Here is a 19,959-nt window from a genome sequence, read left to right as displayed (position 1 = left end):
TTCCATGCTGACGCGAATCGACCACATCGGAATCGCCTGTTTCGACCTCGACAGGACGGTGGAGTTCTACCGTGCGACCTACGGGTTCGAGGTGTACCACTCCGAGATCAACGAGGAGCAGGGCGTCCGGGAGGCCATGCTCAAGATCAACGACACCTCGGACGGCGGCGCTTCGTACCTCCAGCTGCTGGAGCCGACCCGTGAGGACTCGGCCGTGGGCAAGTGGCTGGCGAAGCACGGTGAGGGTGTCCACCACATCGCCTTCGGGACCGCAAACGTCGACGAGGACGCCGCGGACATCCGCGGGAAGGGTGTCCGGGTGCTGTACGACGAGCCCAGGACCGGGTCCATGGGGTCCCGGATCACCTTCCTGCACCCCAAGGACTGCCACGGTGTCCTGACGGAACTGGTCACGTCCGCAACGGAGCACTGACCCGACGGATACCGGCCCGGTAGAGTGGGCGGTTCCGGGCCGGGGCCGGGCCGGGGGCGCGCCACGTCCCCGTCGTTGATCTGTCACCATTCCCCGGGGGACCGTTCGCCGGCGAGCGGTCCTCGTTTGGAGATTGCGACCGGGGTTGGGGTCTCCCCTGCTCAGTGGGGCATCCCCTGCTCGAACGAAGTTGAGAGCTCGGGGAAGAAGTCGAGAGCTCGGGGAAGGATGGGACCGCGCAGTGCGGGGCTACGAAAGCCAGCAGAGCCACCGAGCTGAAGACGACCATCTCTCGCGGTTCGAAGCCGAGATGGACCGGCTGAAGACCGACCGGGAGAAGGCCGTCCAGCACGCCGAGGACCTCGGCTACCAGGTCGAGGTCTTGCGCGCCAAGCTGCACGAGGCTCGGCGCAATCTCGCGACCCGTCCCGCACACGACAGCGCGGACATCGGCTACCAGGCCGAACAGATGCTCCGCAACGCCCAGATCCAGGCCGACCAGCTCCGTACGGACGCCGAGCGCGAGCTCCGCGAGGCCAGGGCGCAGACGCAGCGGATCCTCCAGGAGCACGCGGAGCACCAGGCCCGTCTGCAGGCCGAGTTGCACACCGAGGCCGTGCAGCGCCGCCAGCGTCTCGACCAGGAGCTGGCGGAACGCCGCCAGACCGTCGAGTCCCACGTCAACGAGAACGTCGCCTGGGCCGAGCAGTTGCGGGCCCGGACCGAGTCGCAGGCCCGCCGGCTCCTGGACGAGTCGCGCGCCGAGGCCGAGCAGTCGCTGGCCGCCGCCCGCGCCGAGGCGGCCAGGCTCGCCGACGAGACGCGCCAGCGCGTCAACTCCGAGGCGGAGTCGGCCCGTTCCGAGGCCGAGAGCACGATGCTGCGGGCCCGCAGGGACGCCGAGCGACTGCTCGACGCCGCCTCCACCCAGGCCCACGAGGCCACCAGCCACGCGGAGCGGCTGCGCTCCACGGCCACGGCCGAGACCGAACAGACCCGGCAGCAGACCACGGAGCTCAACCGCACGGCCGAGCAGCGCGTGCAGGAGGCCGAGACGCGGCTGCGCGAGGCCCGGCTGGAGGCCGAGAAGGTCCTCTCCGAGGCGAAGGAGGCCGCCGTCAAGCGGCTGGCCGGCGCCGAGTCGCAGAACGAGCAGCGCACCCGTACGGCGAAGTCCGAGATCGCCCGGCTGGTCGGCGAGGCCACGAAGCAGGCCGAGACGCTCAAGGAAGAGGCCGAGCAGGCGCTCTCCGACGCCCGGGCGAAGGCCGAGCGGCTGGTCGCCGAGGCCGCCGAGAACGCCCGCACCCTGGCCGCCGAGGACGCCGCGGCCCAGCTCGCCAAGGCCGCCCGCAGCGCCGAGGAGGTGCTGACCAAGGCCTCCGAGGACGCCAGGTCGACCACCAGGGCGGCCGGCGAGGAGGCCGACCGGATCCGCCGCGAGGCCGAGGCCGAGGCGGACCGGCTGCGCGGCGAGGCCGCCGAACAGGCCGACCAGCTCAAGGGCGCGGCCAAGGACGACACCAAGGAGTACCGGGCCAAGACCGTCGAGCTGCAGGAGGAGGCCCGCCGACTGCGCGGCGAGGCCGAGCAGCTGCGCTCGGAGGCCGTCGCCGAGGGTGAGCGCATCCGCGGCGAGGCCCGCCGCGAGGCCGTCCAGCAGCTGGAGGAGGGTGCCCGCACCGCCGAGGAGCTGCTGACCAAGGCGAAGGCGGACGCCGAGGAACTGCGGACCTCCGCGGGCACGGAGAGTGAGCGCGTCAGGGCCGAGGCGGCCGAGCGCGCCGGCACGCTGCGCAAGCAGGCCGAGGAGGCCCTGGAGCGCAGCCGCGGCGAGGCGGAGAAGCTGCGCGCCGAGGCCGAGGAGCAGGCCGCCGCGCTGACGGCCGCGGCCGAGCAGGCGGCCGAGGGTCTGCGCGAGGAGACCGAGCGGGCCGTGGAGGCCCGCAAGGCCGAGGCCGCCGACGAGCTGACCCGGCTGCACACCGAGGCGGAGACCCGGGTCGAGGCCGCCGAGACGGTACTCGGCGAGGCCCGCACGGAGGCCGAGCGGATCCGCCGCGAGACGAGCGAGGAGTCCGAGCGGCTGCGCACCGAGGCCGCCGAGCGCCTGCGCACGCTCCAGGAGCAGGCCACGACGGAGGCCGAGAGGCTGCGTACCGAGGCCGCCGCCGACGCCGCCCAGTCGCGCGCCGAAGGTGAGTCCGTGGCCGTACGGCTGCGCACCGAGGCGGCCACGGAGGCGGAGCGGCTCAGGACCGAGGCCCAGGAGAGCGCCGACCGGGTGCGTTCCGAGGCCGCCGCGGCCGCCGAGCGGGTCGGTACGGAGGCCGCCGAGGCCCTCGCCGCCGCCCAGGAGGAGGCGAACCGGCGCCGCCGGGAGGCCGAGGAGACGCTCGGCGCCGCGCGTGCCGAGGCGGAGCAGGAGCGCGAGCGCGCCCGCGAGCAGAGCGAGGAGCTCCTCGCCTCCGCCCGCAAGCGGGTCGACGAGGCGCAGGCGGAGGCCCAGCGCCTGGTCGAGGAGGCGGACAGCCGGGCGGCCGAGATGGTCTCCGCGGCCGAGCAGACCGCCCAGCAGGTACGGGAGTCCGTCGCCGGGCTCCAGGAGCAGGCCGAGGAGGAGATCAGCGGGCTCCGGTCGGCCGCCGAGCACTCCGCGGAGCGGACCAGGACGGAGGCGCAGCAGGAGGCGGACCGGGTCCGTTCCGACGCCTACGCCGAGCGCGAGCGGTCCACCGAGGACGCCAACCGGATCCGTCAGGTCGCGCACGAGGAGTCGGAGGCCTCGAAGGCCCTGGCCGAGCGGACCGTGTCCGAGGCGATCGCCGAGTCGGAGAAGCTGCGCTCGGACACCTCGGAGTACAGCCAGCGCGTCCGTACGGAGGCGTCCGACGCCCTCGCTTCGGCGGAGCACGACGCGGCGCGCGCCCGGGGCGAGGCCCGCGAGGACGCCAACCGGATCCGTTCCGAGGCCGCGGCCCAGGCCGACCGGCTCGTCGGCGAGGCCACGAGCGAGGGCGAGCGGATCCGTTCCGAGGCCACCGAGCAGTCGGAGCGGTTCGTCGGCGAGGCGACCGCCGAGGCGGAGCGGCTGCGCACGGAGGCCGCGCAGACGGTCGGTTCGGCGCAGGAGCACGCGGCCCGCACCCGCGAGGAGTCGGAGCGGCTGCGCGCCGACGCGGAGTCCGCGGCCGAGCAGATGCGTACGGAGGCCCGCCAGGAGGCGGACCGGATGCTGGACGAGGCGCGGGAGGCCGCGGCGAAGCGCCGGGCAGACGCGGCGGAGCAGGCCGACCAGCTCGTCAACAAGGCGCAGGAGGAGGCGCTGCGCGCCGCCACCGAGGCCGAGGAGCAGGCCGACAGGATGGTCGGCGCCGCGCGCAACGAGGCCGTACGGATCACCTCGGACGCGACGGTGGAGGGCAACTCCCTGGTGGAGCGGGCCCGCACGGACGCGGACGAGCTGCTCGTCGGCGCCCGCCGGGACGCCACCGCGACGCGGGAGCGGGCGGAGGAGCTCAGGTCCCGGCTGGAGAGCGAGATAGAGGAACTGCACCAGCGGGCCCGCCGCGAGACGTCCGAGCAGATGAAGACGGCGGGCGAGCGCGTCGACAAGCTGATGAAGGCGGCGACGGAGCAGCGCGCGGAGGCCGAGGCGAAGGCCAAGGAGCTGGTGTCGGACGCGAATTCGGAGGCGAGCAAGGTGCGTATCGCCGCTGTGCGTCGCGCCGAGTCGCTCCTCAAGGAGGCCGAGACCAAGAAGGCCGAGCTGACGCGCATCGCCGAGAAGCTGCGCGCCGACGCCGAGGCCGAGGCGAAGCAGATCGTCGACGAGGGCCGGCGCGACCTGGATCTGCTGGTCCGTCGGCGGGAGGACATCAACACCGAGATCTCACGCGTCCAGGATGTGCTGGAGGCGTTGGAGTCGTTCGAGACTCCCGCAGGGGGCAAGGCGGCCAACGGCGGCACGGGGGGCGTCAAGGCCGGCGCGTCCGCGGGTACCCGATCGGGTGGCAAGGCGACGGATGGGTAACGAATCCGCCCCTGCCGTTCGCGTCGGCATGGACGTTCCACCCTTCGAGTGGCAAGCGCTCCGGGGGCCGGCCACTCAAATGGGGGGTCATTCTCCATACCAAAGCGGCATCTTCACATGGACACGCCGCTCAGGCCCCTAGGATTCCCTCTAACACCTCACCGGTCTCATTCGACAGGAACCCCATGAGCGACCCTTCCTCCCCCTTCGGCTTCGAGCTCGTGCGACGTGGATACGACCGCGGTCAGGTGGACGACCGCATCAACAAAATCGTCGCCGACCGTGATAGTGCCCTCGCCCGTATCACCTCTCTGGAGAAGCGGATCGAGGAGCTCCACCTCGAGACGCAGAACGCCCAGGCCCAGGTCAACGAGGCCGAGCCGTCGTACGCCGGGCTCGGTGCCCGCGTCGAGAAGATCCTCCGCCTCGCCGAGGAGGAGGCGAAGGACCTGCGTGAGGAGGCCCGTCGCGCGGCCGAGCAGCACCGCGAGCTGGCCGAGTCGGCCGCCCAGCAGGTGCGCAACGACGCTGAGTCGTTCGCTTCCGAGCGCAAGGCGAAGGCCGAGGACGAGGGCGTTCGCATCGTCGAGAAGGCCAAGGGCGAGGCGGGCACGCTGCGCACCGAGGCCCAGAAGGACGCCCAGCAGAAGCGCGAGGAGGCGGACGCCCTCTTCGAGGAGACCCGTGCCAAGGCCGCCCAGGCCGCCGCGGACTTCGAGACGAACCTCGCCAAGCGCCGTGAGCAGTCGGAGCGCGACCTCGCGTCCCGTCAGGCGAAGGCCGAGAAGCGTCTCGCCGAGATCGAGCACCGTGCCGAGCAGCTCCGCCTGGAGGCGGAGAAGCTTCGTACGGACGCCGAGCGCCGTGCCCGTCAGACGGTGGAGACCGCGCAGCGCCAGGCCGAGGACATCGTGGCCGACGCGAACGCCAAGGCCGACCGGATCCGCAGCGAGTCGGAGCGCGAGCTGGCGGCGCTCACCAACCGCCGCGACTCGATCAACGCCCAGCTGACCAACGTCCGCGAGATGCTGGCGACGCTGACGGGTGCCGCGGTGGCCGCCGCCGGCTCCCCGGTGGACGACGAGCCCGCCACCCGTGGGGTCCCGGCTCAGCAGACCCGCTGACCCGTCCCCGCATCAGCTGTACTCCTTGCGCGCCCGGCTCCGCCCTTGTGGTGGCGCCGGGTGCGCGGCCGTTCTAGCGTGAACGCATGATCGAGCTCGACGGCCTCACCAAGCGCTTCGGCAACAAGGTTGCCGTCGACCATCTGTCGTGCCGGATCAGACCGGGAATGGTGACGGGCTTTCTGGGCCCGAACGGGGCGGGCAAGTCCACCACCATGCGGATGATGCTCGACCTCGACAACCCGACCAGCGGTTCGGTGCGCATCGACGGCAGGCCCTACCGCGAGCTACAGGAGCCGCTCAGGCACATCGGGGCGCTGCTGGACGCGAAGTCGATGCACGGCGGGCGCAGCGCGTACAACAACCTCCTCTGCCTCGCGCAGAGCAATCGCATTCCGGCGAGCCGGGTCTCCCATGTGCTCGACACGGTCGGGCTCAGCGCGGTGGCCAGGAAGAAGTCCAAGGGGTTCTCCCTCGGGATGGGACAGCGGCTGGGCATCGCGGCGGCGCTGCTCGGTGATCCCGAGATCCTGATGTTCGACGAGCCCGTCAACGGTCTGGATCCCGAGGGAATCCACTGGATCCGGAATCTGATGAAGCAGCTGGCCTCCGAAGGCCGGACGATCTTCGTCTCCTCGCATCTGATGAGCGAAATGGCGCTGACGGCCGATCATTTGATCGTGATCGGTCAGGGGAAGCTGCTCGCCGACACCTCCATGGCCGATTTCATCCACGAGAACTCCCGCAGTTATGTGCGGATGCGCTCCCCCGAGCAGGAGCGGCTGCGCGACGCCCTGCGTTCCGCGGGAATCGTCGCGGTCGAGGCGGGCAACGGCACGCTGGAGATCGACGCGGCCACCACGGAGCAGCTCGGTGAGTTCGCCGCCGGACACGGCATCGTGCTGCACGAGCTCAGCTCGCAGCGGGCCTCGCTGGAGGAGGCCTTCATGCAGATGACTGCGGGTTCCGTGGAGTACCACGCGCACTCCGACAGCGACGGGACGCAGCCGCCGCCGGTGGGGCCGCACTGGGACGACGGGTGGGACCAGCAGACCGCCGGAACGACGCCGGGCGACGGCACGAAGGGGGCGTGACGACGATGGCATCGGTACCCGCGGTCCTGAATTCCGAATGGACCAAGATCCGTACGGTCTCGTCCACGACGTGGACCCTGATCTCGGCCTTCGTCGTCACCGTCGCGATGGGCGCGGCGCTCAGCGCCCTCCTGAACGCGCAGTTCGACGACCTCTCCGACGCGGAGCGCGCCACCTTCGACCCCACGTTCGTGGGCTTCTCCGGAATGATCCTGGGCCAGCTGGCCATGGTCGTCTTCGGCGTCCTGGTGGTGGGGACGGAGTACAGCTCCGGCATGATCCGCACCTCGCTCGCCGCGGTGCCGCAGCGCGGTTCGTTCCTCTTCAGCAAGATCGCGGTGGCGGGCGGCCTGGCCCTGCTGGTCGGGCTGGCCACCAGCTTCGTGACGTTCTTCCTCGGCCAGGCCCTGCTGGGCGACCACCGTACGGACATCGGCGCGGACAACGTGCTGCGCGCGGTCTTCGGCGGCGGCGTCTACATGGGCCTGATCGCGATCTTCTCCATGGGCGTGGCCACGATGCTGCGCAGCTCCATGCTGTCGCTCGGCATCCTGATGCCGTTCTTCTTCCTGGTCTCGCAGATCCTCTCGGCGGTCCCGGGTGCCAAGAGCGTCGCCCGCTACTTCCCCGACCAGGCCGGGTCGAAGATCATGCAGGTGGTCCCCGACGCCATGAACAGCGATCCGGCACCCTACGGGCCGTGGGCCGGTCTCGGCATCATGGCCCTGTGGGTGGTGGCGGCGCTGCTGGGCGGCTATCTCGTCCTGAAGGAGCGGGACGCCTGACCCGGGCGCGGCCCTCCGGACCCACGGGTGGCACCGGCGCTCCGCGCAGCGGCTTGGCCGGAACCGGCACGGGCTGGTTATCCTCCTAACTCTTACGGGGGCGTGCGGCCGGGTGGCCTGGGCCCCGACGACAGATAAGTCGATGGGGCTCTGGAGAATGATCGAGGCAGTCGGCCTGACGAAGCGCTACGGCGCGAAAACGGCCGTGTACAACCTTTCCTTCCAGGTTCGGCCGGGGACCGTCACGGGGTTCCTCGGCCCCAACGGGTCGGGCAAGTCCACCACCATGCGCATGATGCTCGGCCTGGACCGGCCGACCGCGGGGCACGTGACGATCGGCGGACACGCCTTCCGCAGCCTTCCCAACGCGCCGCGCCAGGTGGGCGCGCTGCTGGACGCCAAGGCGGTGCACGGCGGGCGCAGTGCCCGTAACCACCTGCTGTGTCTGGCCCAGCTGGCCGGCCTCCCGGCGGCCCGGGTGGACGAGGTCCTCGGCGTCGTCGGACTCCAGGACGTCGCGACGAAGCGTTCCAGCGGCTTCTCGCTCGGCATGGGTCAGCGGCTCGGCATCGCGGCGGCGCTGCTCGGCGACCCGCAGGTGCTGCTCTTCGACGAGCCGGTCAACGGGCTCGACCCCGAGGGCATCCTCTGGGTCCGCAATCTGATGAAGCAGCTGGCCTCCGAAGGCCGCACGGTCTTCGTGTCCAGTCACCTGATGAGCGAGATGGCGCTGACCGCCGATCACCTGATCGTGATCGGGCGCGGGCAGCTGCTGTCCGACATGAGCGTCAAGGACTTCATCTCCGCGAACTCCGCGGACTTCGCCCGGGTGCGGATCCCGGCGGACCGGCCGGAGCAGCGGGAGAAGCTGACGGCCTCGCTGACGGAGGCCGGTGGCGGGGTCATGCCGGAGCCGGACGGGGCCCTGCGCGTGACCGGGCTGCCGCTCCACCGGATCAGCGATCTGGCCCATGCGTCGGACGTCCGGCTGTGGGAGCTCTCGCCGCACCAGGCGTCGCTGGAGGAGGCGTACATGCGGATGACGCAGGGCGCCGTGGACTACCGCTCGACCGCGGACGCCAAGGCGCAGCTCCAGCTCCCGCCGCCCGGCTACGGCCCCCAGCCGGGCTACGGGACCCCGGCGCACCAGCCTCCGCCCGAGGTGCCGCAGCAGGGCTGGTACGCCCCTCCGCCGCCCGGACAGAACCCGTACGCCGCCGCGCCCGTACCGGTGGCTCCCGCAGCCCCTGCCCCTGCCGTACCGGTGGCCCCCGTGGCCGCCCCCGCGGATCCGTCCGCGCGCGAGACCAGCGAGGACCCCCGATGACGACGCCGGCAACTCCGCCGCCTCTCCCGCAGGCCCCTCAGGCGCCCTACCAGCAGCCTCCGCAGGGCTGGGAGGGCGGCGGTCTGTACTCCTCGCCGATCCCGGTGCGCAGTCCCGGCCTCGGTGACGCGATCGCCTCCGAGTGGACGAAGATCCGCTCCGTGCGTTCCACGATGTGGACGCTCGGCGTGATGGTCGTGCTGCTGCTCGCCGTCGGCCTGCTCGCCGCGTTCGCGGTGAGTTCGTCGGACGCCGATCTGGACGGCACCCCGGTGCTCAGCCTCGGCTTCTTCGGTGTGCTGCTCGGCTCGATCTGTGTGATCACCCTCGGCGTGCTGACCATCGCGTCCGAGTACGGCACCGGGATGATCCGTACGACGCTGACGGCCTGCCCGAGCAGGGCGCGCATGCTGGTCGCGAAGTCCGTCGTCTTCTTCCTGCTGTCCTTCACGATCACCACGGTGACGACGGGGATCGTCGGTGTCCTGCAGACGGCCATGCTGGACGGCGGGACCCCCACCGCCGACGACTGGCTGCGCTCCACGGTGGGTGTGGGGCTGTACGTCGCCACGCTCGGGCTGCTCTCGCTCGCGCTCGGGGCGCTCATCCGGCACTCGGCGGGAGCGATCACGATCATGATCGCGGTGGTGCTGCTGCCGCTCGTGCTGGCGATGTTCATGTTCTCGCCGTCGCTGTCCGGCCTCCAGCAGGCGCTCTTCGAGTACTCGATCCCGAACCAGCTCGGCGCACTGTACGACGCGTCGATGACCACGTCGGGGCCGTCCGGCTGGGAACCGCTGTGGGTCATCCTCGGGGTGACCGCGGTGGCGATGGCGGGTGCCTTCGCCTCGCTGGACCGGCGCGACGTCTGACTCAGTAACGCGGTGCGTTCCTGGACCGCTGCACCCGTGTGGTGCGGCGGTCCTTCGCGTTCCAGCAGGCCTTGTGCCAGTGCCTGCGGTCGTCGATCCCACCGAACTCCGGCCAGGCGACCAGGTGCGGGACGCCGGACGGGATCTCCTGGTCGCAGCCGGGGCAGCGGTAGCGCTTGCCCGCCGCGCTCGCGCCGCTCACCGGGCGCACCGACCACTCCTCGCCCTGCCAGCTCTCCGTGTCACCGCCCCCGCCGTACCGCTCAGCGGCCTCTCGTGCGTTGCCGGCAGGGCTCTCGCCGCCTCGGGGGCGGTTGCGGCGCGGGGACACGGGACACCTCACGGGGCGGGACGGGCAGATTCCGTCCAGCGTAGAGCCATCGGCCGCGGGCCGGTGTCGCGCTGTGGCGGATGGGCACCCGAGGGACGGGTGGGTTACCGGAAAATCGCAACAGCTTCGCCGTGGACCGTGCCTTTGGCACGTGTCAGACGTTGTTGCCGGTAGGGGAGAGCCGCGTCGGCCGCAAGGAGGCAACAGGCGATGCGCGTAGGAACGTTCGTACTGGCAGCGCAGTTTCCCGGCCAGGGGCAGGGTGAGGCCCTGCACCGGGCCGTCCGGTCCGCCGAGGTCGCGGAGCGGTCCGGGCTCGATTCGGTCTGGCTGGCAGAACATCATTTCGTGCCGTACGGGGTGTGCCCGTCGGCCGTGACACTGGCCGCGCTGCTGCTCGGCCGCACGAGCAGGATCCGGGTGGGCACGGCGGTGAGCGTGCTGCCCACCCAGCATCCGGTGGCGCTCGGCGAGCAGGCGGCGCTGCTGCACCTCACCAGCGGAGGCCGTTTCTCGCTGGGCGTGGGGCGCGGTGGTCCGTGGGTGGATCTGGAGGTGTTCGGAGGAGGCCTCGCGGCGTACGAGAACAGCTTCCCCGAGTCGCTGGAGCTGCTGCTCGACTGGCTGGGCAAGCCCAGGGTCGCGGGCCGCGGGGAGCGCTACGCCTTCCGTGAGGTGGCGGTGGTGCCCCGGGCCGACGAACTGCTCGGCGACGGCCCCGCCGGGCCCGAGGTGATCGTCGCGTGCACCTCGGCGAAAAGCGTGAAACTCGCCGCTGAAAAGGGTTTGCCGATGCTTCTCGGAATGCATTGCGGCGACAGGGAGAAGGCCGACATGGTCGCTCTGTGGCGCTCGGCCGCCCGGGAGGCGGGCCTGCCGGCGGAAGTCGTGGAGCGAAACGAACACGTGTCCGCGGGAGTGGCCCAGATCTCGGACCGTCCGGCGGATGCCGTGGAGACGCTCGTGAAGGCGATGCCGGGCTGGCTGCGGCAGGGGCTCGGCGCCCATGTGACGGTCGACGGCCGGCACCGGGTGATGCGCGACCCGGTCGCGTACACGGAGTTCCTCTGCGGTCTGCATCCGGTGGGCCCGCCCGGCCTCGCTGCCGACCGGCTCGCGGCAACAGCGGAACGGACGGGCATCACCCGCTTCGCCCTTCTGGTGGAGGGGTCGGGTGATCTCGCGGCTACGGAGGAGAATGTGCAGCGGCTGGGCACCGATGTGCTGCCGTTGCTGAAGTGACCTGTTCATGCGCGATGTCCTGGTGTGCGGTGGTACGGGAGCTGCCGCCCCGGAGCCAGTTGCACCTCCCGCGGCCCGAAGCGGCAGCAGAAGCGCTCAGCAGTCCCGTAGTTCGGGCGACTGGTTGAGCAACTGGCCCCTCACCGAGGTGAATCGGGCCAGTCGCTCGTCGACCGAGGCGTCCAGCGGGAACACCGCGACGCGGTGGCAGTTCTGGAATGCGAGACGCACCCCGAAATGCCGCTGCAGCGCGCCGCGTATCGCATCACTCGCGAGCGCACGCAACAGCTGACCACGTGCCTGCTCGTCCGGCGGCGGCGTCTGGTTGTCGGCGAACTCTCCGCCGTCGACCTTCAGCTGAGCCACCAGCGAGCTGATCATCTCCCATGCGAAGGGCAGGGAGGTCCGGACGCAGTCGACGAAGTCGGCTTCGTCGACCTCGCCTCGCTCGGCCTGTTCCAACAGGGCCGGTGAGACGTCGAGCGACATGGGTTCTCCTCTCGCGACCCCGACAGGTGGCCGGGGCCTTACGGGCAGGGAAGGAGGACGGCGACGCTGCGTACACAGACGGCGACCTCCTGCTTCCACGGTAAGGGTGCAGTCCGGGCCGCACCAGGAGATTGGGAACACAACCGGCCAATAACGAACGGTTACAAAGAGGGGCAAGCCAGAAATGCGCCCGTCAAGGGGGTCCGGGGTGCCGGGGCCGGGAATCGCGTGGAACGCGGGTCGTCGAGTAGCGTTGCCGACCATGCGTCTCGTCATCGCCCGTTGCTCCGTCGACTACGCGGGCCGGCTCACTGCCCACCTGCCCTCCGCCCCCCGTCTGATCCTGGTGAAGGCGGACGGCAGCGTCTCGATCCACGCCGACGACCGGGCGTACAAACCTCTCAACTGGATGTCCCCGCCGTGCACCCTGAAGGAGGGCGCCGACGACAGCGAGGGCGTCTGGACCGTGGTGAACAAAGCGGGCGAGAAACTCATCATCACGATGGAGGAGATCCTCCACGACTCGTCCCATGAGCTGGGTGTCGATCCGGGGCTCATCAAGGACGGTGTGGAGGCGCACCTCCAGGAGCTGCTCGCCGACCGCATCGAGACGATCGGCGAGGGCTACACGCTGATCCGCCGCGAGTACCCCACCGCGATCGGCCCGGTCGACATCCTGTGCCGGGACGCGGACGGGAGGACCGTGGCCGTGGAGCTGAAGCGGCGGGGTGACATCGACGGTGTGGAGCAGCTGACCCGCTATCTGGAGCTGCTCAACCGGGATCCTCATCTGGCGCCGGTCAGGGGTGTGTTCGCGGCCCAGGAGATCAAGCCGCAGGCGCGGGTGCTGGCGACGGACCGTGGGATCGGCTGCCTGGTCCTGGACTACAACGCGATGCGGGGCATCGAGGACGACAAGCTGCGGCTGTTCTGACCCGGGGCCGTCGCGCGGGACTCCGCGGGGCGCCGCGGACATGGGAAACGCCTCGGCCGGCCCGGATCCGGGCCGGCCGGGGCGTTTCGTGCTTCGGACCACCTGTGTGGTGTCGGACGTCTCCGGGCCGGGCTTCCGGGCCGAGCAGCCGTACGGGCCCGGAAGCCGGGCTCCGTACGGCTTCTCGGTTCTCAGGCCGTCGTCGGCGAACCGGGGCCGTCCTCCGTGGCCGATGCGGTGACGGGCTCTCCCGGGCCGCTCGCGGAGTCGGACATGGACGGAGCCGTGCCCGTCTCCGATTCCGACGGGGTGGCCGTGGGGGACTCGGAGTCGGTGGGCGTCTCGCTCGGCGTCTCGGACTCGGTCGGCGGAGTGGTCTGCGGCTTCGTCGGCTTCTTGGTCGCCGAGGGGCTGCCCTGCGTCGGCGAGTCACTGGGGCTGCCGCTCGACGAGGTGCCCGTTCCCGGGCTCGTGCCGGGGCCCGTGGTCCCCGGGGACGGGGTGCCGCTCGTGGACGGGGTGGCGGTACCGGTCGGGCCGGGAGACCCGGACCCGTCGGACGTGCCCCCGCCGGTGGCCGGGTCGTCGGTCGGCTCGTCCGCGGTGAGGCCGTTCTCGCTGTCGTCCTCGTTCGCCGGCTGTTCCGTCGTGACGTTCCGGCCCTCCGGGTCCTCACTGCCCGAGGTCGCGCCGAGCGTCACCACGGTGCCGAGCACCGCGGCCAGCAGCGCGCCCGCGCCCACGGCGACCAGGTTGCGCCTGGCGCCCCGCAGCACGGCCGTACGGCCGCCGAGGGCACCGGCACCCTTCGCGGCGGCAGGCGGGCCCTGACGGGAGATCAGAGTGGTCGGCTCCTCGGCATGCCGGGGGAACAGCGGCATGGCCGCGGGTACACCCGCGGGCGGCATGGCCGAATCCTCGTGACGTCCCGTCGGCGGCTCGTCGCCGGACGGGGGACGGCCGATGGCCGACGGTTCGCCGGAGCGGTCCGCGACGAGGGCGAGCGCCCTGCGGCCGGCGACTGCCCCCGCCTTGTCGGCGAGCGCGCCGCGCATGCCGACGGAGGCCTCCAGCTCGGCCCTGGCCCGGTCCAGATTTCCCGTGCACAGGGCGAGGACGCCCAACTCGTGGTGGAAGTAGGCCTCTTCCGCCACCTCACCGGCGATCCTGGCGGCCTCCTGGCCGATCCTGAGGACCTTCTCCCAGGCTCCCCACTGCATGCCCGCGGCGAAGGCGGGGGCGGCGCTGCGGGCCAGCAGGACGGCCGCACTGGTCTGGCCCGTCTGGTCGCCCGGGACGAGGGGCGCCATCGACGCGAGGACGGCGTCCGCCTCGGCGACCGCCCGCTCGGGGGTGACCGAGGGGTGACCCGACCACCAGGCGTAGTGCTGCGCGGCGGTACGGGCGCGCACGTCCGCGTCCGCGCCGTATCCGCTCGCCTCCAGCTGGGCCAGGACACCGGCGGCCAGCCGGTAGCGGGGGCCGGCGGGGGAGAGCAGGCCGCACAGGAACAGCTCGCCCAGCGCGGCATCGGCGTGGGTGTCCCCCACGAGCGCCGGCAGGTGCGCCTGGTGCGGCAGTTCGCCGCCCAGCGCGACGGCGAAGCGCAGGGTGTCGCGGGCGGCCTCGCTCAGCCGGGAGGCGAGCAGCGCGGCGGGAGCCGCCCCTTCGCCGAGGCTGGGCAGGGGTACGTCCACGGGTTCGGGCCTGCCGAAGGGGGCGTCGGCCGCCTCGTCGTCGTAGCCGTCGAAGGCCTCCGGGTCGGTGCGCAGCCGGTCACGCTGGCGCAGCAGCGCGCCCGCATGGACGAAGCGCAGCGGCAGCCCCTCGGACTCGAACCAGAGGTCGCCCGCCCAGTTCGCCTCCTCGTCCGTGAGGGTGCGCTCCACGACGCGTTCCAGCAGCTCGATCGAGGCGCTGCGGCCGAGACCGGCGAGGAAGACCTCTTCGAGGTTCGAGTCGGCGGTGGGCGCCGCCACGTCGGGGGTCGTGCCGAACAGGAAGGCGCACTCGGGTGTCGCGTCGAGGAGTTCCTGGAGCGCGGTACCGCCGAGCTCCAGGTCGTCCAGGACGACGACCGCGCCGATGCTGTGGACGAGTGCCAGCAGCCCTTCGCGGTCGGGACGGTGCAGCGGCGACCGGTAGACGGCCTCGAAGAGCCCGTACAGCAGGTCCGTGGTGGTCCGCTTGTATCCGGAGAGCCGTACGACACCGTCGGGCGCCAGGTCCGCGCAGTCGTCGCCGACGGCGTTCAGCAGGGCCGTGCGGCCGGAGCCCGCAGGGCCGGTGAGCCGCACGGAGCGGCCCCGGGCCAGCAGCCGTACCAGCCGCTCGCGCTCCTCCTGGCGCTCCAGGATGGGCAGCCGCGGTCCGGGAGGCACGGGAGGCACGGGGGGCGCGGTGGCACGCTCGCGCTCGGTGCGCTGGGCCGCGGTGTGCCGTACCGGCGTGGCGGGCTGCTCCCCGGGGCGGCAGGGCTCGATCTCGCTGCCGTCCACCGGATTCACGGTGAGCAGGAAGTCGCCCGATATCAGCTGCACCGTGCGGAACTGGTGCGGTGCCTGGTGCCCGAATTCGGGTGTCAGGGGATCACGGGACTGCCGTCTCCGCCCGGTGTCCTCACCGGAGCGGTCGTACTCTTCCGGTCCCCGGTGGTTGGTCGGGTCCATCGTCAAAGTCCCCCAGACGCGTAGCGCACGGTTGCCCTCCCGGCCTCGCACGCCCCGCTGTCGTTTCCGGTCCGGTGTCCGCCCGGTGGGTCCGGCATTCGGCAGACGGCCGAACCCTAAACCTTCGCACAGTATCTACGAACCGCCGGGGGGCCGTGCCGCCCCGGACGTCACGGTCTCGTGAGGATTGTGCGTGAACCGCCGGTCGGTCGTCCTTATACGCGCGGCAGCGAGTCTGCGGCGATTCCGCCCTCGATGGCCAGAATGCGGTGCAGCCGCGTGGCCACCAGCAGGCGCTGCATCTGCGGCGGCACACCGCGCAGCACGAGCCGCCGGCCGGCCCGGCCGGCTCTGCGGTGCGCGCCCATGATGACGCCGAGTCCCGTCGCGTCCCACGAATCCAGCTCGGTCAGGTTCAGCACGAGGTCGCCGGCTCCGTCGTCGACGGCCGAATGCAGAACCGTACGGGCGTCCGCCGCGCTTCGGACGTCGAGGCGGCCCCCGACGACCAGCTCGGCGTGGTCGCCCCTGATGTGCATATGCGCTCCCCGGAAGTACCCCGTAGCAAGGTCGGTCGTCTGTCTGGATCTCTTCTGTCTCTGCCACCACTGACTGCCGCGGCGGCAGGGAAGTTGCCGGCTGTGAGCGAACCGATACCGAATTCACCCTGAGGGGTGATAGAGGTTCGCCGGAACCGCTGGTCCGGGGCGCCTGACGGCGTCGGACCTCCGGCTACCGGGCACCTGGCCGACGGCGGCCGGGCGCCCGGGACACCGGGAACGATCAGTAGGTGTAGAAGCCCTGCCCGCTCTTACGGCCGATGTCACCTGCATCGACCATCCGGCGCATCAGCTCGGGAGCGGCGAACTTCTCGTCCTGCGACTCGGTGTAGATGTTGCCCGTGGCGTGCAGCAGGATGTCGACGCCGGTCAGGTCCGCCGTGGCGAGGGGGCCCATGGCGTGGCCGAAGCCCAGCTTGCAGGCGGTGTCGATGTCCTCGGCCGAGGCGACGCCCGACTCGTACAGTTTGGCCGCCTCGACGACGAGCGCCGAGATCAGCCGGGTGGTGACGAAGCCCGCGACGTCGCGGTTGACGACGATGCAGGTCTTGCCGACGGACTCGGCGAACTCCCGTGCGGTGGCGAGGGTTTCGTCGCTGGTCTTGTAGCCGCGCACCAGTTCGCAGAGCTGCATCATCGGGACGGGCGAGAAGAAGTGCACACCGACGACGCGCTCCGGGTGCTCCGTCACGGCCGCGATCTTGGTGATCGGGATGGCGGAGGTGTTGGAGGCGAGGACGGCGTCCTCCCGTACGACCTTGTCGAGCGTCCGGAAGATCTCGTGCTTGACCTCGAGCTTCTCGAAGACGGCTTCCACGACGACGTCGGCGTCGGCCACGGCGTCGAGGTCGGTGGTCGTGGTGATGCGGGCGAGCGCGGCCTCGGCGTCGGACGCGTCCAGCTTGCCCTTGGAGACGAACCTGTCGTAGCTGGCCCTGATGCCGTCACGGCCGCGGGTCAGGGCCTCGTCCGTGACGTCACGCAGCACGACGTCCCAGCCCGCCTGGGCGGAGACCTGCGCGATTCCGGACCCCATGAGTCCGGCGCCGATGACGGCGAGCTTCCTGGCCACGTTGGCACCCCTATGCATTCTCAACGGTTCTTCCACATGCTCTCCGGCGGAGATTAGTCCCCGTGAGGGGCGCTGGGGCTGCGAAGAGATGCGCGTCACGTCTCACATGACGGACATCACACCGCCGGAGGTCATGCGGCGGCGCGCCGCGCGTAGTTGAGTACGCCCGCGCCGAGCAGCCCCTCGATGTCGTCGAGCACGGCGAGCGCGTCCCGGGAAACGTCCACGGCCTTGCGGCCGGCCAGCATCTCCTTGCTGATGTAGCCGACGACAGCGCCCTCGATCCAGGCGATCTGGCCGCCGACGAGCAGCGGCATCGTGTCCTCGGGCCCGGCGCCCGTCTCTTCGCGGAGGGTCTCGACCACGGCATCGAGGACCTCCTGCTGGAGATACCAGAGGCGGGCCTTGAGCGTGGGCGCACCCTCGATGACCCTCATGAAATCGGCGAAGCCGTCCATCAACCCGAGCTCCGGCGATACGGCGACGACGGCGGCCCGCAGTTCCCGCAGGACCGCTTCGGCCGCCGACTCGCCCTTGTCGCGGGCTCGGACGAAACGGGCGACGCGCTGCGTGACGCCCTTCATCCGGTCGAGGAAGAGGTCCTCCTTGGCCGGGAAGTAGTTGTAGACGGTGTTCACGGAGACGTCGGCCAGATCGGCGATCTCGGCGACCGTCACCGTCACGAAGCCGTGCTTGAGGAACAGCCCGGTCGCGAGGTCCGAGATGTGCTGCTTGGCCTGGCGCTTCTTGCGTTCCCTGAGTCCCTCAGCCATGCGCCCATCGTAGGCCTCCTCCTCGGGGTGGCTGAAAATTTGGTGTCATTGCAATTTTTCACTGACTCTGTTTTTGTGGTCACTATGCCAATCATCAGCACGGCCGGGCTCGCCCGGACCTTCGACACCAAGGCCGGCCCGGTGGAGGCCGTACGTTCCGTCGACCTGACGGTCGGAACCGGCGAGATCGTCGGGCTCCTCGGCCCCAACGGCGCGGGCAAGACCACCATGCTGCGCATGCTCACCACGCTGCTCGCCCCTACCGGCGGGGCGGCCACCGTCGTCGGCTGCGACCTCATCGGGGATCCGGCGGGTGTGCGCGAGAAGTGCGGTTACGTCGCCCAGTCGGGCGGCGTGGACCCGCACATCACCGTGCGGGAGGAGCTGGTCACCCAAGGGCGGCTGTACCGGCTGAGCAAGGCCGACGCCGTCGCACGGGCCGCCGAACTGGCCGAGGACCTCGGCCTCGGCGAGCTGCTCGACCGCAGAACGGCCGCGCTCTCCGGCGGCCAGCGCCGGCGACTCGACATCGCGATGGGCCTCACCCACCGCCCTGCCGTCCTCTTCCTCGACGAGCCGACGACCGGCCTGGACCCCGCCGGCCGCGCCGACCTGTGGGATCTGGTGCGCCGGCTGCGGAACGACTTCGGCACAACCGTCGTGCTCACCACCCACTACCTCGACGAGGCGGACGCGCTCGCGGACCGCCTGGTCGTCATCGACGGCGGCCTGGTGGTCGCCGAGGGCACACCGGCCGCCCTGAAGGAGAGGTTCGCGGGCTCGTCCGGCGCGTCACTCCAGGACGCCTTCCTCGCGATCACCGGACGGGCCCCCGTCTCCGCCGATGCCGCTCCCGTCTCCGTCTAGGACCTCTGATGCTTCTCCACGACACCGCACTGATCTTCGGTCGGTACGCCCGGCAGACTCTGCGCTCCCGCTTCCAGATCCTCTTCGGCATCCTGATGCCGCTGCTGTACCTGCTCTTCTTCGGCCCCCTCCTCACGGGCCTTCCACTCGGCCAGGCCGGTGATTCCTGGCAGATCCTCGTGCCCGGCCTGCTCCTTCAACTGGGCCTCTTCGGAGCCTCGTTCGCCGGTTTCTCGATCATCATCGAGAAGTCGACGGGGGTGGTGGAGCGGATGCGGGTGACACCGGTCAGCCGCCTGGCGCTGCTCATGGGACGGGTCCTGCGGGATGCCCTGCTGTTCATGTTCCAGGCGGTGCTGCTCGTCCTCGCCGCTCTGGCCATGGGCCTGCGCGCACCGCTGCCGGGGGTGCTGATCGGATTCGCGTTCGTCGGCCTGCTGACCGTCTCGCTGGCCTCACTGTCGTACGCCCTGGCCATGAAGGTGCGCACGCCTCAGGAGTTCGGGCCCGTGATCAACTCACTCACGATGCCGGCCATGCTGCTCTCCGGGCTGATGCTGCCGATGACACTGGGCCCGGTGTGGCTGGACGTGCTGTCGCACTTCACACCGTTCCGGTATCTGGTGGACGCGGTGCGGGACGCGTACGTGGGCTCGTACGCCACGGCCCACATGCTGTACGGGGTACTGGTGTCGCTCGGCTTCGCCCTCCTGGCCGTGACGGTCGGCACACGGGTCTTCCGCAGGGCCGGAGCGTAACTAGGCTGGCCGCATGGTCAATCTGACGCGCATCTACACCCGCACCGGCGACCAGGGCACCACCGCCCTCGGAGACATGAGCCGGACCGCCAAGACCGATCTGCGGATCTCGGCGTACGCCGACGCCAACGAGGCCAACGCCGCCATCGGTACGGCCGTCGCGCTGGGGAGTCTCCCCGAGGCTGTCGTGAAGGTCCTCGTCCGGGTGCAGAACGACCTGTTCGACGTGGGCGCGGACCTGTGCACCCCGGTGGTCGAGAACCCGGAGTACCCGCCGCTGCGGGTCGAGCAGTCCTACGTCGACAAGCTGGAGGCGGACTGCGACACCTTCCTGGAGGACCTGGAGAAGCTGCGCAGCTTCATCCTTCCGGGCGGTACGCCGGGGGCGGCGCTGCTGCACCAGGCCTGCACGGTGGTGCGGCGGGCCGAGCGGTCCACCTGGGCGGCGCTGGAGGTGCACGGGGACGTGATGAACGCGCTGACGGCGACCTACCTCAACCGCCTCTCCGACCTCCTGTTCATCCTCGCCAGGACGGCGAACAAGGAGATCGGGGACGTGTTGTGGGTGCCGGGCGGCGAGCGCTGATCCCGCTCGC

General features: G+C 71.1%; 18 protein-coding genes. 12 read left to right on the top strand and 6 right to left on the bottom strand.

What is annotated here, in order from left to right:
* Positions 1–4: 4 nt before the first annotated feature.
* The 7 genes from mce to OG524_RS25420 all read left to right on the top strand — a co-directional run bounded on the left by mce (position 5) and on the right by OG524_RS25420 (position 9,668).
* Positions 5–433, top strand: a complete 429-nt coding sequence (gene mce, locus OG524_RS25450; RefSeq protein ID WP_405388556.1) for a methylmalonyl-CoA epimerase — start codon at positions 5–7, stop codon at positions 431–433.
* A gap of 241 nt (positions 434–674) precedes the next feature.
* Positions 675–4,466 (top strand): polarized growth protein Scy, encoded by a 3,792-nt coding sequence (gene scy, locus OG524_RS25445; RefSeq protein ID WP_405388557.1) that lies wholly within the window; start codon positions 675–677, stop codon positions 4,464–4,466.
* Between the two features lie 185 nt (positions 4,467–4,651).
* Entirely contained in the window at positions 4,652–5,590 is a 939-nt protein-coding gene (locus OG524_RS25440; RefSeq protein ID WP_384499880.1) for a cellulose-binding protein, read from the top strand.
* Positions 5,591–5,676: 86 nt separating this feature from the next.
* Positions 5,677–6,684: an ABC transporter ATP-binding protein gene (locus OG524_RS25435; RefSeq protein WP_405811726.1), complete on the top strand. Its 1,008-nt coding sequence runs from the start codon at positions 5,677–5,679 to the stop codon at positions 6,682–6,684.
* A gap of 5 nt (positions 6,685–6,689) precedes the next feature.
* Positions 6,690–7,469, top strand: a complete 780-nt coding sequence (locus OG524_RS25430; RefSeq protein ID WP_405388559.1) for an ABC transporter permease — start codon at positions 6,690–6,692, stop codon at positions 7,467–7,469.
* 157 nt (positions 7,470–7,626) lie between these two features.
* On the top strand, positions 7,627–8,796 hold the full coding sequence (locus OG524_RS25425) for an ABC transporter ATP-binding protein (RefSeq protein ID WP_405388560.1): 1,170 nt from the start codon (positions 7,627–7,629) through the stop codon (positions 8,794–8,796).
* Positions 8,793–9,668, top strand: coding sequence for an ABC transporter permease subunit (locus OG524_RS25420; protein WP_405388561.1), 876 nt, complete (start codon positions 8,793–8,795; stop codon positions 9,666–9,668). Before OG524_RS25425 ends, OG524_RS25420 begins: the two co-directional genes overlap by 4 nt.
* A 1-nt stretch (position 9,669) precedes the next feature.
* Here the strand turns inward: OG524_RS25420 and OG524_RS25415 are convergent, their stop codons facing one another.
* Positions 9,670–9,999 (bottom strand): ATP/GTP-binding protein, encoded by a 330-nt coding sequence (locus OG524_RS25415; RefSeq protein ID WP_405388562.1) that lies wholly within the window; start codon positions 9,997–9,999, stop codon positions 9,670–9,672.
* Between the two features lie 210 nt (positions 10,000–10,209).
* Here OG524_RS25415 and OG524_RS25410 point away from each other — a divergent pair, with 210 nt between their 5' ends.
* On the top strand, positions 10,210–11,241 hold the full coding sequence (locus tag OG524_RS25410) for an LLM class flavin-dependent oxidoreductase (protein WP_405388563.1): 1,032 nt from the start codon (positions 10,210–10,212) through the stop codon (positions 11,239–11,241).
* A gap of 96 nt (positions 11,242–11,337) precedes the next feature.
* Here OG524_RS25410 and OG524_RS25405 read toward each other — a convergent pair whose 3' ends face one another.
* Positions 11,338–11,730, bottom strand: coding sequence for an SCO5389 family protein (locus OG524_RS25405; RefSeq protein WP_030916014.1), 393 nt, complete (start codon positions 11,728–11,730; stop codon positions 11,338–11,340).
* A gap of 262 nt (positions 11,731–11,992) precedes the next feature.
* Between OG524_RS25405 and nucS the strand changes: the two genes are divergently transcribed.
* Entirely contained in the window at positions 11,993–12,664 is a 672-nt protein-coding gene (gene nucS / locus OG524_RS25400; protein WP_405388564.1) for an endonuclease NucS, read from the top strand.
* Positions 12,665–12,855: 191 nt separating this feature from the next.
* Here the strand turns inward: nucS and OG524_RS25395 are convergent, their stop codons facing one another.
* The 4 genes from OG524_RS25395 to OG524_RS25380 form a co-directional block, all read right to left on the bottom strand.
* Entirely contained in the window at positions 12,856–15,333 is a 2,478-nt protein-coding gene (locus OG524_RS25395; protein ID WP_405811725.1) for an ATP-binding protein, read from the bottom strand.
* Positions 15,334–15,548: 215 nt separating this feature from the next.
* Positions 15,549–15,872 (bottom strand): STAS domain-containing protein, encoded by a 324-nt coding sequence (locus OG524_RS25390; RefSeq protein ID WP_073745281.1) that lies wholly within the window; start codon positions 15,870–15,872, stop codon positions 15,549–15,551.
* 244 nt (positions 15,873–16,116) lie between these two features.
* The gene (locus OG524_RS25385; protein ID WP_405388566.1) at positions 16,117–16,965 is read right to left on the bottom strand and encodes a 3-hydroxyacyl-CoA dehydrogenase family protein; all 849 of its coding nucleotides are present in this window, start codon (positions 16,963–16,965) and stop codon (positions 16,117–16,119) included.
* A 131-nt stretch (positions 16,966–17,096) separates the two neighbouring features.
* Positions 17,097–17,738, bottom strand: coding sequence for a TetR/AcrR family transcriptional regulator (locus tag OG524_RS25380; protein WP_405388567.1), 642 nt, complete (start codon positions 17,736–17,738; stop codon positions 17,097–17,099).
* Between the two features lie 84 nt (positions 17,739–17,822).
* On the opposite strand from OG524_RS25380, the gene OG524_RS25375 reads away from it, so the two are divergent.
* From OG524_RS25375 to OG524_RS25365, 3 genes are read left to right on the top strand one after another with little or no spacing between them, the layout of a single operon-like run.
* Positions 17,823–18,605, top strand: coding sequence for an ABC transporter ATP-binding protein (locus OG524_RS25375; protein WP_405388568.1), 783 nt, complete (start codon positions 17,823–17,825; stop codon positions 18,603–18,605).
* Between the two features lie 8 nt (positions 18,606–18,613).
* Complete coding sequence (locus tag OG524_RS25370) at positions 18,614–19,363, top strand: ABC transporter permease (protein WP_405388569.1); 750 nt, start codon at positions 18,614–18,616, stop codon at positions 19,361–19,363.
* 13 nt (positions 19,364–19,376) lie between these two features.
* Positions 19,377–19,949, top strand: a complete 573-nt coding sequence (locus OG524_RS25365; RefSeq protein WP_405388570.1) for a cob(I)yrinic acid a,c-diamide adenosyltransferase — start codon at positions 19,377–19,379, stop codon at positions 19,947–19,949.
* Positions 19,950–19,959: the final 10 nt, after the last annotated feature.

This window comes from Streptomyces sp. NBC_01520, assembly GCF_045040375.1.
GTDB lineage: Bacteria > Actinomycetota > Actinomycetes > Streptomycetales > Streptomycetaceae > Streptomyces.
Note: the sequence above shows the minus strand (reverse complement) of the source record. Positions and strands in the feature narration are given on the sequence as shown.